This window comes from Candidatus Villigracilis proximus (assembly GCF_016717045.1).
Taxonomy (GTDB): domain Bacteria; phylum Chloroflexota; class Anaerolineae; order Anaerolineales; family Villigracilaceae; genus Villigracilis; species Villigracilis proximus.
Window position 1 is genome coordinate 80529 of the sequence record NZ_JADJUO010000007.1, and the last position, 15435, is coordinate 95963.

A 15435-nucleotide genomic window follows, 5' to 3' on the forward strand; every position below is an offset into this window, starting at 1 on the left:
CATGTTAATTACCAACGCAAATATCATCACCTGGGAATCCAAAAATCGGATTCTGCAAAATTACGCGATCTACATCGAGAGTGACCGCATCAAGGAAATTGGGACCACCAAGGCGCTCACCGCAAAATATCCCAAAGCAAAGACTCTCGATGCGCGTGGACAATATGTAATGCCGGGCAACATTTGCGCGCACACGCATTTTTACGGCGCGTTCGCACGCGGACTCGCCATCCCCGGGCCTGCTCCAAAAGACTTCCCTGAGATCCTGCAAAAGTTGTGGTGGCCGCTTGACCGTTCGCTTGATGCGGAAGGTATCCGCTTATCGGCGCTGGTCTGTTTAGTCGATGCGATCAAGCATGGCACGACGACTCTGATCGATCATCATGCTTCTCCAAATTATATTGACGGTTCACTTGATCTCATCGCAGATGCCGTGGATAAAAGCGGATTGCGCGGCGTGCTGTGTTATGAAGTGACTGACCGCGACGGCACAGAAAAAGCAAACAGCGGAATCAACGAGAATGTGCGCTTCCTGAAACGCCTGGCAGCCAACCCGCATCCGCGCCTCGCTGGGACATTCGGCCTGCACGCCAGCCTGACGCTTTCGGGCATTACCTTGCAGGCCTGCCGCGCCGCCGTTCCTGAAGGGACGGGCTTTCACGTCCATACTGCCGAGCATGAGTCGGATGAGTATGACAGCCTCGCGAAAAGCGAAATGCGCGTGGTTGACCGTTTGCTCAAGCATAACATTCTCGGCCCCAACACCATCGCCGCACACGGCGTCCATTTTGATGCGCGTGAAATGGAAATTCTAAAAGAGACCGGCACATGGCTTACCCATCAACCACGCTCGAACATGAACAATGGCGTGGGTGTGGCACAGATCGAATCGATGATGCGCATGGGAATTAAAGTTTGTCTGGGCAATGACGGTTTCTCCAACGCCATGTGGGAAGAGTGGAAGACCGCTTATCTTTTACATAAATCAGAACATCGCGACCCGCGCCGCATGGGCGGATACGATGTGACGCAAATGGCCGTTTACAATAACGCCGCACTCGCGAATCAATTCTTCCCCGCCGCGCCGATCGGGCAGATCACAGAAGGCGCATTCGCCGACCTGATCTTTGTGGATTATTCTCCATACACGCCAATGACCGACGGCAACCTGCCCTGGCATATCATCTTCGGTTTCCAGCAAAGCATGGTCACCACCACCATCGCGGCTGGCAAAGTCTTGATGAAAGACCGTGAATTGCTAACTCTCGATGAAAAAGAGATTGCCGCCCGCGCCCTCGAAGTTGCACCGCGCATTTGGAAGAAGTACGAAGAAGAAGTAGCAAAGAGCTGAAGTTTGTGAGGCATCTGAGGTTTATGAGGTTTATGAGGTTTCTAAGGGTCTTGATGTTAACCAAGTAAACTCAGATACAAGCAAGCGCATCAGATACATCAGAAACCTCAAACACCTTAGATACATTAATTTACCGGAGTCACATGAACGATTCATCATTATTACTATCCATCGCTGTACTGGGTGGAACAGGCAAGGAAGGCAAGGGACTCGCGTTCCGCTGGGCGCGCGCAGGATACCGCGTATATATTGGTTCACGCAGTGCGGAAAAAGCTGTCGCTGCGGCAAATGAGATTAAGGAAATGCTTGGGGATGGAATCTCTGTCGAAGGGATGGGCAATCTTGAGGCGGCGCATGAAGCGCATATCGCAGTGTTAACCGTTCCATATTCCGCACATCGCGACACATTGGAATCCGTCAAAGATGAACTCAAGGGAAAGATTCTAGTGGATGTCACTGTGCCGCTTGTCCCGCCGAAAGTTGCCATGGTGCAAATGCCATCCGCAGGTTCCGCGGCACAGGAAGCAAAGCAAATTCTTGGTGACGACGTGCAGGTGTGTGCCGCATTCCAAAATATTTCACACGAACACCTGCTTGACAACGCGGATGTTGAATGTGATGTGCTGGTCACAGGCACAAGCAAGGATGCTCGCGCCGAAACCATCAAACTGGTCGAAGCCGCAGGTCTGCACGGTTGGGATGCCGGCCCGATCGAAAATTCTGTTGTCATCGAAGGCATGACCAGCATATTAATTGGCATCAACAAAAAATATGGCTCAACCCATGCGGGGATCAAGATCACGGGCGTTGAACGTTAAACGTTTAGTGCTCAATTGTTGTCATGTCGCTTACCATAACTCCACTTCAAAACATTCCACTCATCCGCCAAGATGACAACTTGGCGGATATTCTTGTTGATTCCCTGCACGCATCGGGCGCTCAACTTGAGAACTATGATATTCTCGTCATTGCACAAAAGATCATCAGCAAAAGCGAAGGCCGCATGGTGGATATCACCACGGTCACACCTTCGTCACAAGCCATTGAACTTGCTCAAAAAGCAGACAAAGACCCGCGCGTGGTTGAACTCATGCTTCAGGAAAGCAATGAAGTTGTCCGTGTGCGGGTGGGAACGATCATTGTCGAACATAAACTTGGCTTTGTGTGCGCCAACGCCGGCATTGACCATTCCAATGTGGCCGGCAGTGGAAATGAAAATCAGGAATTTGTTTTGCTCCTGCCAGAAGACCCTGACCAATCCGCGCGCAACATCCGTGAGCAGATCAAACAAAAAACAGGGAAAGACATTGGCGTGATGATCATCGACTCGCATGGCCGCGCCTGGCGAAACGGCACGGTTGGAATCTGCATCGGCTTAAGCGGACTTCCCGCCTTGATCGATGAGCGCGGCTGGAAAGACCTCTTTGGCTACACACTCAAGATCACAGTTGTCGGCGTGGCCGATGAACTCGCCGCCGCCGCATCCCTGATGATGGGACAGGCCGCCGAAGGCAAGCCCGCTGTGCTTGTGCGCGGCTTCCCTTATCCATTACGCGAAGGCTCATTGCAGGAAATCATCCGGCCCAAATCTCAGGATATGTTCCGCTAATATAATTCCAATGTTTTTCTGGTATCTTTGCAAAATCCAGTGTAGGTTATCAAATACACAAATAAAAAATGAGACACAATGAAAAACTTTCCGCAAGAATATCTTGACCTCCTCAAAGACGAAACAAAAGCCTATCTCTTTCTTGCAACCACAATGCCCGATGGTTCGCCGCAAGTCACACCGATATGGTTTAACGCGGACGAGGATTACATCCTCATCAACACCAATGAAGGACGCACCAAAGACCGCAACATGAAAGCCCGCCCAAAAGTTGCCCTCGTCATTCAAGACCCGCAAACACCATACCGTTATATTCAAGTTCGCGGCGAGATTGTGGAACACACCACACAAGGTGCAGATGAACACATCAACCAACTCGCGTTAAAATATGATAATGAACCGTGGAAATACCGCGCAGGACAAAAGCGGATCATCTTCAAAATTAAACCAACTCACTTTGACAGCCACTGATCTCCATACCTTCCTGCGGACTCGCCGCTCGATCCGCCGCTTCAAACCGGACCCGATACCTGATCCGGTTATCGAACGCATTCTCACCACTGCCACATTTGCCTCCTCCGCACATCACCGTCAACCCTGGAGATTCGCCGTGCTGACAGATGACTCTGCCAAGACCAATCTGGCAGACATCATGGCAAAAGATTTCCAGCACGACCTCGAAGCCGATTCTCTTGCTCCCGACGAGATAGAAAAAAAGGTTACGCGTTCACGCGAGAGAATTATTGAAGCTCCTGTGGTTGTCATCTTAAATGTGGATATGAGCGAAATGGATACGTATCCCGATGAACGCCGTAAAAAAGCGGAATACATCATGGCAACCCAATCCGCGGCAAATGCGGGCATGTTATTGCTGCTCGCCGCGCACGCCGAAGGGTTAGGCGGAGTCTGGGTATGTAGTCCTCTGTTTGCACAGGAGACAGTCCGCAGCGCCCTCAATTTGCCGCTGGCATGGGAGCCGCAAGCCATGTATTTTTTAGGCTATCCAGTTGAAATTCCACAGGCGAGAGAAAGAAAAGATATGCGTGAAATTACAGTGACCGTAGACGGCGGACGATAGACCATCTTCATGCCTTCCCACTGTGAATCCCTAAAATCAATTAGTGAAAAAATAATCCTTATATGACATCTACGAAAAATACAGACACCACCCATCGTCCATCGTCCACTGTCCACCGTCGAATTGTCGCCCTCGCGGGCGGGGTCGGCGGCGCGAAACTTGCGCACGGACTCGCCCAAATCCTTCCCCCCGAAGACCTGACCGTTATCGTCAACACCGGCGATGATTTTGAACATCTGGGCTTATATATTTGCCCCGACCTTGATACGGTTTGCTACACCCTCGCCGGGCTCGCCAACCCCGAAACAGGCTGGGGACGCGTCAACGAAACCTGGAATACGATCGCAAATATTGAAAAGCTTGGCGGACCAAACTGGTTCCGCCTTGGAGATCAGGATTTCGGTACACATATCGAAAGAACCCGCAGACTCAAAGAAGGCCAAACGTTGACACAGGTCACAAAAGATTTTTGTGCTGCGTGGGGAATCAAACACACAGCCCTGCCGATGACCGATTCGCCTGTGCGGACAATGGTGGATACTGACGAAGGCGAACTGGCTTTTCAGGAATACTTTGTTCACAGACAATGCAAGCCGAGAGTCAAAGGCTTTCGGTTCGACGGAGTCGAAGTCGCTGGGCCAGCTATCGGGGCGCGCGAAGCGCTTGAATCAGCGGATGCGATTGTCATTTGCCCGTCGAATCCCTGGGTCAGTGTCGATCCGATTCTGCGCGTCATCCAAAAAATAAATAAACCGGTCATCGCAGTTTCACCGATCATTGGCGGAAAGACGGTCAAGGGGCCTGCCGCAAAAATGTATGAAGAACTGGGCATTGAGCCTTCGGCGCTGGCCGTAGCGAAACACTATCGAACCTTACTCAGCGGATTTGTGTTGGATACTGTGGATGCGCATTTATCAGAAGAAATTAATACAAAAACTTTGGTAACTGATACACTTATGAATAACCTTACAGATCGCGCCCGATTGGCGACGGATGTGCTAAACTTTATCGGGAGTATGTAACCATGACCATTTGGGCTATCGTGCCTGTAAAACCCTTGCGACGAGGAAAGTCGCGTTTGTCTGGAGCACTAACGGAAGATGAAAGAACGGTATTAAATCAGGAACTATTGGAGCGCACGCTCAAAACACTTTCCACTGTAAAAGAATTGGATCAAGTGTTGGTGGTAAGCCGTGACCCGCAAGCGTTGACCATTGCCCGCAATCACGGCGCAAAAACCGTACAGGAAGATGGTCAATCACATTTAAATACAGCACTGACGCGTGCCACCGTTGTGGCGCAAGTCCATGCTACACGCGGCGTGCTGGTTCTGCCCGCCGACCTGCCGCTGCTCACTCGTGATGATGTGCTCGCATTGGTTGACCGTGCCGTAAAACCGCCCGTAGTTGTCATTGCACCCGACAGGCATGGGAAAGGCACGAACGCCTTATTAATGATTCCCGCAGGAACGATCGAATATGATTTCGGCGAAGGTTCATTTCAAAGACACTGCGACCGCACGATCAAAGCAGGCGCGCGTTTGGAGATCGTTGAAATTCCATCTCTGGGACTTGATCTTGATCTGCCGGAAGATTTGGAAATGGTACGCAAGATAGAAGGTATGAAGTTGTAAATTAATTAGCCACAGAGTTCGCAGAATTTTTATTCTGAGAGTTCCGTGGCAAATTTTATTTCAAGGAGAATGCCATGACCGAACGTGTTGCACTTTATCTGCAAGATTCGCACGACCTGCGTGATGGATTGGATTACGCAAAATACGCTGAAGAAAAAGGCTTTGAAGCCATCTGGCAAGCCGAGAGTCGTTTGGTACGCGATGCCATTGTACCGATGGCCGCCTACGCCGCAGTGACCCAAAAGATCAAAGTGGGATCAGGCGTGATCAACAACTGGACCCGCAACATTGGATTACTAGCCGCCACTTTCTTAACGTTGGATGATCTTGCTCCGAATCGCATTATCTGCGGGATAGGTGCCTGGTGGGATCCGCTAGCCAAGAACGTGGGCATTGACCGCAGAAAGCCCCTGCTCGCCATGCGCGAAACTGTTGAAGTAATGCGCCGCCTGCTTAATATGGAACGCGTCACCTTTCATGGAGAGTTTCACCACGTAGATAACATTGAACTGGACGTAGTCCACGGCCGCCGTGAACCGCGTAATATCCCGATCATGATCGGCGCCACAGGTGACTTGATGATGGAAATGACCGGCGAGATCTCAGACGGCTGTGTGATGAATTACTGCGTGGCTCCTGAATACAACGACAGAGCAGTTGAACTGCTCGAAAAAGGTGCGAAGAAATCAGGCCGCACATTGGCCGATATTGACCGTCCGCAGTTGATCGTCTGCTCGGTGGATGAAGATCACGACAAAGCGATTGAATATACAAAGGAATTGCTTTGCCAATATCTGGCGCAGCAGCCGCATATTGCCAAGGCCTCTAATGTTTCAGCGGAAGTCATAAATAACATTCAAGCCACTTTGGGCTGGCCGGCCACAAAGGAACAGATCAACAAGGCCAAGCATTTTGTACCAGATGAATTAGTCCACAAGATCACGGCTTCCGGTACTCCGGCAGAAGCACGCGCCAAAGTAGCAGAATACGTCAAGCGCGGATGTACTTGTCCCATTTTGTATCCCGTTGGCGGAAATTTCAAGTTATTGATCGATACGTTTGCACAAAGCTAAACATCAGAATCAAGCACCCCGTGAAGAGCAAATTCACGGGGTGCTTTTTTGTTGGTAGCACGGATGCGGACTGAAGTCCGCGCTCCAGTCTGCGCTCTAGATTTCTTCAACCCGTTGAAACTTCTCTCGTGCGCCAAGTTTTATGTGTAGGCCATAAAATGCAATGATGGCGATCACACACAACATACCACCGATATACCAGACATAGTTAGGATCATAATTGTCAAAGATCAAACCTGCTGCCCAGGGACCGATCATCGAAGGGACAGCCCACACCAAACCGAAGACTGCCATATAGCGGGCACGCATTTCCTCGGGTGCAAAGGATGCGGCCAGCACATTGCTGGTCGGCATGCCGATCATTTCACCAATCGTGATAATTATCATTGCTACAATAAACAGCGGAATGGTGGCTACAAACCCATACATCGTGAAGCCGATCATATAGAAAAATGTCGCAGCGGCCATCATCAAAAATGGAGGATATCTCTTGATAATCCGTGTGACTGCAAACTGGAAGATGACCACAGTCACCGCACTGGACGACATGATCAACCCGTAAAATTGCGGGTCAACTTGATGCACATCCCGCAAATAAACAGACAGGGAACTGTACATTTGTTGATATACAAGGATCATCAAAATCGAAGCAAAGATAAAAGCAAGATAGGGAAAATCAAAAATGGCGACACGATACCCGCTGAGTGTTTGCCATAAAGATTCATGTTCAGTCTTCTCTTTCGGCTGCGGTTTGGTTTCGGGCAATAAACGAAAACGAGAAGAGCCGTGATACTGCTGATAAGAGCATCGCTTAAGAAGAGATACAGAAAATTGTAGGCCGCAAGAAAGCCGCCAATGGTTGGACCAATGATCCAAGCAAAATTCGAAATCACGCGCATCAACCCATAACCTTCGGCGCGTTTTTCAGGTGGAAGAATATCTGCAATCATGGCTTGATGTGCGGGATGTGCAGCACTGCCCATTAATCCCACAAAAATCGACAAGCCGTAGAACATATAGAATTTATCCACAAAGCCGAGGGTGAGTCCACTTAAGGCGCTGACGATGAGTCCGAACAAAATAATACCGCGTCTGCCAAAGCGATCTGCCATTGCGCCGCCGATGGTGCTTCCCACCAGTCCTGCGGCTGAATTTGTAGCAAGCAAAATACCGGCTTGTGTCATACCGACGTCAAATTTTTGTGTGACGTACAAGGCAAAAAACGGCATGAGTAAGGTGTTTCCGATCACGTCAATAAAATGTGTGCCCGCCACCACCCAATAGGTTCGTGGAAATTCGTTGTAAGTACTAGTTATCTTCCTAAACATTTTTCTCCTATTATTAAAACTAGAACTACCCCGCCACAAAAACAGTTGGCTCCCTCAGTCCTTCGGCTTCGCCACAAAGAACATGTGGCTCCGCTCAGGATGCAGTTCGGCTTCGCCACAAAGAACATGCGGCTCCGCTCAGGATGCAGTTCGGCTTCGCCACAAAGAACATGCGGCTCCGCTCAGGATGCAGTTCGGCTTCGCCACAAAGAACATGCGGCTCCGCTCAGGATGTATATATTTCTGGATTTACACAATTCGGCAGACGTTCGCCTTTCAAGCCGGCGATCAAATTCTGCGCGGCAAGGAGCGACATCATATCACGGGTCTTTTTACTGGCGCTACCCAGATGCGGTACGATGACACAATTCTCCAGTTCCAAAAGCGGACTGTCCATTGGCAGTGGTTCAGGGTCAGTGACATCCAGTGCGGCGGCGAAGATTTGATTGGATTTCAATGCATTATATAAAGCAGTTTGATCCAAGACACCGCCGCGCGCGGTATTAACCAAAACTGCATTGGGTTTCATCTTTGCCAGAAAATCTGCATTAACCAGATGTCTGGTTTCAGGTTTGAGCGGCACATGCACAGAAATAAAATCGGATTCGCGCACTAAAGTATCAAGGTCAACAGATTGTGCACCATAAGCAGGCTGTGCGTTGGGACTGTAATACAGCACGCGCATGTCAAATCCCTGTGCGCGTTTGGCTACAGCCTGACCAATTCTGCCAAAGCCGATAATGCCCAAAGTTGCGCCAGCAAAGTCTGCGCCGAGTAAAAGGCTTGGCTGCCATGTAACCCAATTCCCCGCCCGCAGAAATCTTTCCGCTTCGGTAATGCGTCTGCCGGCAGACATCATCAACGCAAAGGCCTGGTCGGCGGTGGCGTCAGTTAATACGCCGGGCGTGTTGCCCACGGGAATTCCGCGTGCAGTGGCAGCGGATACGTCAATATTGTCCACGCCAACTGCAAAATTGCTGATGATCTTTAGCTGTGGACCGATTGCGTCCATCAGATCACCGTCAATTTTATCGGTCAGCAGGCAGAGCAGACCATCTGCGCCGCGTGCGTGTTCGATGAGCTGCGTCCGGGTTGGAGGAAGGTCGTGTGGCCATATCTCCAACGCGCTCTGAGCAATGCCCTCGGGCGGAAAATGCTCATTGAGCAGAATCAGCCCCGGGTTAGGAATGATGCGGGTAATAAATACAGTCGGCTTTGTCATACGCCAGAGTATAATCCCACGCATGTCCTCTATCAAACAACCAAATTCACGTCATTGTTTTATCTGCGGTTTGGAAAATCCAGTCGGCCTACATTTACACATTTACGAAACCGAGCCGGGTGTTGTTGAAAGTAAATATATTGCACCTGAGCATTTTCAAGGCTATCCGGGTGTGCTGCATGGCGGAATTGTGGCTGCGATCATTGACGAAATTTCGGGGCGCGCTCACATGGGCAGCGATCCGCTAAATCCGCGTTTTATGTTTACGGGAAAATTGGAAGTGAAGTATCGCAGAAATGTGCCGATCGGAAAAATGTTAAAGATCGTTGGCAGGGCGGGAAACACAAAACGAAATCTGGCAGAAGCATGGGCCGGCATTTACGACTCAGAAACTGAAGAACTGCTGGCTGAAGGTACTGCCATTCATATTAACGTGCCGAAAGAAAAACTTGATGTATCCCAACTTGAAGAGTTGGGCTGGAAGGTTTATCCAGATGAATAATGTGCGGCGTGGAACGGGAGATCAAGCGTGAAAAAAATATTGTTATTTTTATTCGTATTGTTTGGTGTATTAATAACCACGGCGATAATCGGGCTGCCGCAAAAAAACGTTCAGGCGCAATGCGCTGATCCGGCGGGGAATCCATGCACGCCAATTCCAATTGAAGAAACTGAAGTTGTAAAAAAACGCACACCAACACCCATTCCGCCCACGTTGACTCTGTCACCTACTTCAACATCAACATCCACGGCAACGCCGACCTACACGCCCACATTTACATCAACCGCAACCGTTACTGCAACCGCAACTATACCTTCAGCAACCAGTACCATTACATTTACGCCAACTGCAACACCGCTATTCTCAAACCCTGCCACAAACTGGATGCCGGGCGTTGGCATTGGCGCATTTTTATTATTGATCGTTGTTGGGGTATTTTTACCGGTTATGCAGAAAATAAGAGTTTCAAGAAGAGGATATTAAATTTCATTGGATAAGATTCTGGTTATCCTGACATATATTGCAGTCATCGCTTCGGCTGTTTCCGGCGCATTGGAAGCGCGCAAACATCAAATGGATATTGTGGGGGCGACCACGATCGCATTTGTCAACGCTTTTGGCGGCGGCACCATGCGTGATCTATTGCTTGGGCGCACGCCTGTTTTCTGGGTCGTGGACCCGTGGCTGACAATTGTTACTTTTATAGTTGGTGCTCTGTCTTTCTATCGCCTTGACCGCGTCTCAAACCGATTATTAACTGTGGCCGATGCGATCGGACTTGGTGTATTCAGCATTCTCGGCGCAACCTACACACTCCAACTTGGTCTCTCTCCGATTGTGGCAATCTTAATGGGCGTGGTGACCGGCATCTTCGGCGGTGTGCTGCGTGATCTGCTCTGCAACCGCATCCCAAATGTTTTCCGTCAAAGCACCGAACTCTATGCCACTTGCTCCTTCATCGGTACCTGTGTATTTGTTGCGCTCGTCTCTTTTAATCTCACGTCTCTGCCCGCCGCCGCAATTGGCGCAGCAACTATTTTTACGCTGCGTCTCGCCGCCGTGCGTTTTAAGATGATTCTCCCCGGGCCGTAAAATTCCTTGTTAATTTTTTACCTCCCGCTGCAATATATACAAGGGTATTATTTTGCGTTTTCCAATCTACCAAACCCAAAAAATGATCGGTTTTCGAATTTAACTACAGACAAAAAAGGCGGGAATGGATTTTTAATAAAAGGAGCTTCGTCATACCCCTGTTATCAGTGTTAACACATGCGCCGCGCAAGCGCAGATATCTGTGATAGCTTATACTTATAAGATAGTGGGAATCAAGCCCGAGGTCCAGATTGAAACGGCGCTTCACATCACCAGCCCAAATCTGGCAAGTGACCAATTAGCGAATCAGCGATCCAGATTGGCTTCCAAAACCATCTGCCTTTCAAAAAATGGAGGAAAACAATGAACGCTCATCAGAAAAAAACTACAAACATTATAGGTTGGGCAATTGGATTCATCGCCATAGCATTGATCTTCATCTGGATCATTCGCACCATCATGCCTGCGCCACAACCTGTAACCGAAAATATATCCTATCCAAATGCTGAAATATCCCTGACTGAAATTGTTCACATAACACCCGCGCCAAATTCTTAACACACCCGCGCCAGGCGAAAGACCTACAACATGGGCGGGACAACTCTTTATCTAAAACACCCCTGCCAGAATCTCCAGCGGAGGTTGGTGTATATCTGGCGGCTGAGCAGCCCAATACCGACGAGTCAGTATTGGCATTGGCAGAAAAATTCGGAATACAAGGCGATATCTATCTTGCGCCCAATCAAATGCGCGGAATACTTGCCAGTTATTTTGTAACTGCCGGAGGGCCACGGATTTATGTAGGGTCAGATAATTACTTTGCATATTATTCCGATTATGGCAAAGAAAACTCAAATACGGAAAATATCAGCGATGAACAAGCCCGCATCATCATTGATGATTTCATGACCTCTCACGGCTTTAACTTTGAGTATAGAATCGAGCGAAACTACAGGAACAAGAGAAGTTTCAATATCATCTCTCTGTTGGATGGAATGCCAATCCTATATAGCCGCCAACTCCCCGCCGGACTTCTGATTGAAATTGACAGCAAAAACAAGGTTTTCAGCGTCAATGGCATTTTATATTCCACCGACCTGTTCGGAAAGTTCCCTATTCGTTCAGCAGGAGAAGCCTTTCAATTCATGCTCGAATCACAAGCCGGCACGTTGATAAGTATACAATCAGCTGATCCTGTTAATTACCAAACCTGGCAACGAACATACCCAGACAACCAGAAAATATCCATCTACGGTTATGTCACTGTCAACAACCCAGCAGATACAGGAAATCTGCCCTTCCTAGCCATTGATGAATACGCATTAGGCGGAAATACTGCAGGGATGGAAAAAATAGCTGCACACACACTTGTTATTACAAATGGGCAATTTCAATCTGTCAATGGCATTCGCAAATTCATTGTTAAAGACTGGAAAATATCTGGGGCCGCGCCAATCTACACTCAAAACCCTCTATACACAGAAAAAAGCCAATTAGTGATAACCGATAACAGCAATGGCAACACTTACATCTTAACCGACACCCCAAAGGATTTACCCAAAATTATTCTTGAGATGAATATCGATAATGAAGCAGTTAATGGAGAAGTTGTGACTAGCGGTTTCCTACTATCTGACGGGTCATTTGAGTGGAAGGTAATCTCGTATTATCCTACCGATCAAAAAATCACAGTATTGTCAGCAGCGGCAATCCCAATTTATATAAACTGAATTTCACTGGCGCTTCCATCCTCTACCCACGCCGATTCCGACATTTGTGCCATTATTTACCGACGAAACAGGAAAATTATGGTACACCATGCAACCGGGAGACACTTATGATTCTATAGATAAAAAATTCAATATCAGCACTAAAATCCTGATGCAGGCCAACAACATCAGCGAGGTCACCTCAGTCATGGTTGGGAGAACGATCACCATTCCTGGCGTCAGCCCAGAAGAGGCAGCCAATATGCCTAATTTGATGAATGGCAATGACGCTAACGAAGCCAATGCGAATATCATCATCGAAAAAGCAGAACTGGTATATTTTATTTCCGATCCACGCTTTGCAACCTCTCCCTCTCCATTCATTAGGAGTAGCTACCTCCAACCCATGTGGCGTTTCACAGGTCACGACCGTAATGGAAATCTGGTTGAAATCCTTGTCCAAGCCTTGAAGGATGAATACCTATCACCAGAAATCGAAGTTATTCAATAGTCAAAAAATTTTTGAAAAAAATGGCCCAGAAAATCGGGGCATTTTTTTCAAGAGTATAATATTGTCAGACATTTCTTCAAAACTGGAGATAACATGATTACGACATATCACCGCCCACAGACTCTAGACGAAGCCCTGAAACTTTTGACTCAACCCAATACATTTCCACTCGGAGGAGGGACGCTTCTCTCCCAGCCGACAGTTGATTCTGTCCAAGTGGTTGATCTTCAAGCTTTGGGCTTGGACTCCCTAACAAAAAAAGGCAACGACCTTGAGATTGGCGCAACAGCCACGCTACAAGCATTACTTGAAAACGAAAGCTGCCCCGAAGCCTTGAAAATCGCCATCAAACTTGAAGCCCTGATCAACATCCGCAACTCGGCCACCGTAGCCGGGACTCTCGTCAGTGGTGACGGGCGCTCACCGTTTGCAACTTCATTATTAGCACTTGATGCGAAGATGACAGTGACTAGTGAACAGTCATCAGTGGTCAGTATCGGCGAATTTTTACCTCTACGTCCACGCGGACTTATCACCTCGATCACAATTCCGCTCAATACAAAATTTGCATTTGAATTCGTCTCAAAGACTCCCGCTGATAAACCACTGATCGCCGCCGCCCTCTCACAATGGAACTCAGGCCGCACGCGCTTGGCACTTGGCGGCTATGGTAAAAGTCCCATGCTGGCGATGGACGGCACCGAAGCCGAAGGGCTTGATTCCGCCGCCCGCAACGCCTACCACGAAGCCAAGGACGAATGGGCATCCGCTGAATATCGCATGGACGTTGCCGCAGTGCTGGCAAAGAGATGCTTCGAAGGATTTCAAGCGAAACAGTAAACTTGTATTTTTCTTATTTGTCTTGTAAAATAAATTGTTTTTCGGAGGCGGGGGAAGGGGCAACCCTGCCTGGAAGGCAGCCCGGATGACGCGAAGTACAGGAAGAAAGAAAATGGCGGATAAATCCTTTGTGCTGGATACATCTGCATTAATGGCTTTTATTGAACAAGAGGAAGGTGCCGAGCGCGTTAGAGATTTTTAGGATCCATCATCTTCCTGGCTCTCCATTTTGGAAATTGTTTATATTTCCAGCGTGAACTTGGCGAAGAAGGCTAAAACTGATGCAGAAATATCTGGGGAAGGGATGAAGCGCTCTTACTCAACGCGGCTCGGATCAAATCAGCACACAGCCTGTCTCTTGCAGACTCGGTCATTGCCGCAATCGCCACTCAACATAATGCGATCTTGATTCACAAAGATCCTGAATATGAACAACTTCAAAACGTCGTTGAGATGGAAAAACTACCGTATAAAAAATAACCGAAGAATGACCGTGCTCCCCCTTAACCAGATCCTGCAAGGCAATTGCATCGAGATTCTCAATTCGCTCCCTGAGAACTCGGTGGATTTGGTATTTGCCGACCCGCCTTATAATTTGCAGCTACAAAATGACCTGTTCCGTCCTGACTTAAGCAAGGTGGACGCGGTCAACAACCAATGGGACAAATTCAGCAGCTTCGCAGCATGGATTACTGGATTCTGAATGACATCATCTGGCTCAAGACCAATCCCATGCCGAATTTTCGCGGTGTGAGATTTACGAATGCACATGAGACCATGATCTGGGCGCAAAAGAAAAAAGGCGCGCACTACACTTTTAATCATCACTCAATGAAGGCGTTAAATGATGACCTGCAAATGCGGTCTGACTGGGTGCTTCCGCTGGCGACCGGCAAAGAGAGAATCAAGTCTAATGGACTAAAGGCGCACCCCACACAGAAGCCTGAGTCATTGCTGTATCGAGTGATGATGTCGAGCAGTAATATTGGAGATGTGGTTCTCGATCCGTTCTTTGGGAGCGGGACAACGGGCGCGGTGGCAAAGAAATTAGGACGAAAATATATTGGCATTGAGCGTGACAAGAAATATGTAAAGGTCGCGCAGAAGCGCATTGACGCAGTTAAGAAGTCACCTGATGAAGCACTGACTCTGCCCGAAAAGCGGAATCAGGCCCGGGTGCGGTTTGGTGCGCTGCTTGAGGCGGGGCTTTTGGCTCCAGGGCAGAAACTGTACTTTAAGGAAGATAAATCCATTCGCGTTGTAATTCTTTCGAATGCGCATTTAAAATATAAAGAGCAAGAGGGATCGATCCATTCGCTGGCGAAGGCGCTGGCAGGCGGGGCCGTGAATGGCTGGGATATGTGGTTATATAAAGAAGATGGAAAGTTGAAAGTGATCGATGAATTGAGAGAAAAGATAAGGATGAAAGATAAAGGATGAAGGATGAATACCAGACCTTCGACCTTTGACTTTCGACCTTAGACAAA

19 protein-coding genes and 1 pseudogene are annotated in these 15435 nt (G+C 48.5%); 17 read left to right on the forward strand and 3 right to left on the reverse strand.

The genetic code is table 11. The annotated features are described in order from the left end of the window. The first annotated feature begins 1 nt into the window (after position 1). The 8 genes from ssnA (at position 2) to IPL71_RS08925 (ending at position 6744) form a co-directional block, all read left to right on the forward strand. Positions 2-1351 (forward strand): putative aminohydrolase SsnA, encoded by a 1350-nt coding sequence (gene ssnA, locus IPL71_RS08890; RefSeq protein WP_345320826.1) that lies wholly within the window; start codon positions 2-4, stop codon positions 1349-1351. A gap of 143 nt (positions 1352-1494) precedes the next feature. Continuing rightward, positions 1495-2169, forward strand: coding sequence for an NADPH-dependent F420 reductase (gene npdG, locus IPL71_RS08895; protein WP_345320828.1), 675 nt, complete (start codon positions 1495-1497; stop codon positions 2167-2169). A 23-nt stretch (positions 2170-2192) separates the two neighbouring features. After that, positions 2193-2960: a coenzyme F420-0:L-glutamate ligase gene (gene cofE / locus IPL71_RS08900; RefSeq protein ID WP_345320830.1), complete on the forward strand. Its 768-nt coding sequence runs from the start codon at positions 2193-2195 to the stop codon at positions 2958-2960. A gap of 78 nt (positions 2961-3038) precedes the next feature. Continuing rightward, positions 3039-3431 (forward strand): TIGR03618 family F420-dependent PPOX class oxidoreductase, encoded by a 393-nt coding sequence (locus tag IPL71_RS08905; RefSeq protein WP_345320831.1) that lies wholly within the window; start codon positions 3039-3041, stop codon positions 3429-3431. Beyond that, on the forward strand, positions 3418-4038 hold the full coding sequence (locus tag IPL71_RS08910; RefSeq protein WP_345320832.1) for a nitroreductase family protein: 621 nt from the start codon (positions 3418-3420) through the stop codon (positions 4036-4038). The genes IPL71_RS08905 and IPL71_RS08910 overlap by 14 nt, the downstream gene beginning before the upstream one ends. A gap of 62 nt (positions 4039-4100) precedes the next feature. Further along, entirely contained in the window at positions 4101-5060 is a 960-nt protein-coding gene (cofD, locus tag IPL71_RS08915) for a 2-phospho-L-lactate transferase (RefSeq protein ID WP_345320834.1), read from the forward strand. 2 nt (positions 5061-5062) lie between these two features. Continuing rightward, on the forward strand, positions 5063-5671 hold the full coding sequence (gene cofC, locus IPL71_RS08920; RefSeq protein WP_345320836.1) for a 2-phospho-L-lactate guanylyltransferase: 609 nt from the start codon (positions 5063-5065) through the stop codon (positions 5669-5671). Between the two features lie 74 nt (positions 5672-5745). Further along, the gene (locus tag IPL71_RS08925) at positions 5746-6744 is read left to right on the forward strand and encodes an LLM class flavin-dependent oxidoreductase (RefSeq protein WP_345320838.1); all 999 of its coding nucleotides are present in this window, start codon (positions 5746-5748) and stop codon (positions 6742-6744) included. A gap of 96 nt (positions 6745-6840) precedes the next feature. Here the strand turns inward: IPL71_RS08925 and IPL71_RS08930 are convergent, their stop codons facing one another. The 3 genes from IPL71_RS08930 to IPL71_RS08940 form a co-directional block, all read right to left on the reverse strand. Further along, complete coding sequence (locus tag IPL71_RS08930) at positions 6841-7428, reverse strand: MFS transporter (protein WP_514130759.1); 588 nt, start codon at positions 7426-7428, stop codon at positions 6841-6843. Continuing rightward, positions 7383-8072: an MFS transporter gene (locus IPL71_RS08935; protein WP_514130758.1), complete on the reverse strand. Its 690-nt coding sequence runs from the start codon at positions 8070-8072 to the stop codon at positions 7383-7385. The genes IPL71_RS08930 and IPL71_RS08935 overlap by 46 nt, the downstream gene beginning before the upstream one ends. A gap of 226 nt (positions 8073-8298) precedes the next feature. Beyond that, entirely contained in the window at positions 8299-9294 is a 996-nt protein-coding gene (locus IPL71_RS08940) for a 2-hydroxyacid dehydrogenase (protein WP_345320841.1), read from the reverse strand. 22 nt (positions 9295-9316) lie between these two features. On the opposite strand from IPL71_RS08940, the gene IPL71_RS08945 reads away from it, so the two are divergent. From IPL71_RS08945 to IPL71_RS08980, 9 genes and pseudogenes are all read left to right on the forward strand, one after another. Beyond that, the gene (locus IPL71_RS08945; protein WP_345320843.1) at positions 9317-9796 is read left to right on the forward strand and encodes a PaaI family thioesterase; all 480 of its coding nucleotides are present in this window, start codon (positions 9317-9319) and stop codon (positions 9794-9796) included. 27 nt (positions 9797-9823) lie between these two features. Beyond that, positions 9824-10279 carry a hypothetical protein gene (locus IPL71_RS08950; protein WP_345320845.1) on the forward strand — a complete coding sequence of 152 codons (456 nt, stop codon included), beginning with the start codon at positions 9824-9826 and terminating at the stop codon, positions 10277-10279. 6 nt (positions 10280-10285) lie between these two features. Continuing rightward, complete coding sequence (locus IPL71_RS08955; protein WP_345320847.1) at positions 10286-10888, forward strand: trimeric intracellular cation channel family protein; 603 nt, start codon at positions 10286-10288, stop codon at positions 10886-10888. A gap of 363 nt (positions 10889-11251) precedes the next feature. Then, positions 11252-11446, forward strand: coding sequence for a hypothetical protein (locus tag IPL71_RS08960; RefSeq protein ID WP_345320848.1), 195 nt, complete (start codon positions 11252-11254; stop codon positions 11444-11446). Between the two features lie 131 nt (positions 11447-11577). Continuing rightward, a complete protein-coding gene (locus tag IPL71_RS08965) occupies positions 11578-12618 on the forward strand; it encodes a hypothetical protein (protein WP_345320849.1) in 1041 nt (346 codons plus the stop codon). Between the two features lie 88 nt (positions 12619-12706). Beyond that, entirely contained in the window at positions 12707-13108 is a 402-nt protein-coding gene (locus tag IPL71_RS08970; RefSeq protein WP_345320851.1) for a LysM peptidoglycan-binding domain-containing protein, read from the forward strand. Positions 13109-13201: 93 nt separating this feature from the next. Continuing rightward, on the forward strand, positions 13202-13948 hold the full coding sequence (locus tag IPL71_RS08975) for an FAD binding domain-containing protein (RefSeq protein ID WP_345320853.1): 747 nt from the start codon (positions 13202-13204) through the stop codon (positions 13946-13948). 351 nt (positions 13949-14299) lie between these two features. Next, positions 14300-14428: a hypothetical protein gene (locus tag IPL71_RS25860; protein ID WP_514130760.1), complete on the forward strand. Its 129-nt coding sequence runs from the start codon at positions 14300-14302 to the stop codon at positions 14426-14428. A 7-nt stretch (positions 14429-14435) separates the two neighbouring features. Then, a pseudogene (locus IPL71_RS08980) lies at positions 14436-15388 on the forward strand (site-specific DNA-methyltransferase). The last annotated feature ends 47 nt before the right edge of the window (positions 15389-15435 follow it).

What these genes read in the sequence shown, in the direction of transcription:
- ssnA (WP_345320826.1), top strand. Translation starts at nt 2, where the DNA reads ATGTTAATTACCAACGCAAATATCATCACCTGGGAATCCAAAAATCGG.
- npdG (WP_345320828.1), top strand. Translation starts at nt 1,495, where the DNA reads ATGAACGATTCATCATTATTACTATCCATCGCTGTACTGGGTGGAACA.
- cofE (WP_345320830.1), top strand. Translation starts at nt 2,193, where the DNA reads ATGTCGCTTACCATAACTCCACTTCAAAACATTCCACTCATCCGCCAA.
- IPL71_RS08905 (WP_345320831.1), top strand. Translation starts at nt 3,039, where the DNA reads ATGAAAAACTTTCCGCAAGAATATCTTGACCTCCTCAAAGACGAAACA.
- cofD (WP_345320834.1), top strand. Translation starts at nt 4,101, where the DNA reads ATGACATCTACGAAAAATACAGACACCACCCATCGTCCATCGTCCACT.
- cofC (WP_345320836.1), top strand. Translation starts at nt 5,063, where the DNA reads ATGACCATTTGGGCTATCGTGCCTGTAAAACCCTTGCGACGAGGAAAG.
- IPL71_RS08925 (WP_345320838.1), top strand. Translation starts at nt 5,746, where the DNA reads ATGACCGAACGTGTTGCACTTTATCTGCAAGATTCGCACGACCTGCGT.
- IPL71_RS08935 (WP_514130758.1), bottom strand. Translation starts at nt 8,072, where the DNA reads ATGTTTAGGAAGATAACTAGTACTTACAACGAATTTCCACGAACCTAT.
- IPL71_RS08940 (WP_345320841.1), bottom strand. Translation starts at nt 9,294, where the DNA reads ATGACAAAGCCGACTGTATTTATTACCCGCATCATTCCTAACCCGGGG.
- IPL71_RS08945 (WP_345320843.1), top strand. Translation starts at nt 9,317, where the DNA reads ATGTCCTCTATCAAACAACCAAATTCACGTCATTGTTTTATCTGCGGT.
- IPL71_RS08960 (WP_345320848.1), top strand. Translation starts at nt 11,252, where the DNA reads ATGAACGCTCATCAGAAAAAAACTACAAACATTATAGGTTGGGCAATT.
- IPL71_RS08970 (WP_345320851.1), top strand. Translation starts at nt 12,707, where the DNA reads ATGCAACCGGGAGACACTTATGATTCTATAGATAAAAAATTCAATATC.
- IPL71_RS08975 (WP_345320853.1), top strand. Translation starts at nt 13,202, where the DNA reads ATGATTACGACATATCACCGCCCACAGACTCTAGACGAAGCCCTGAAA.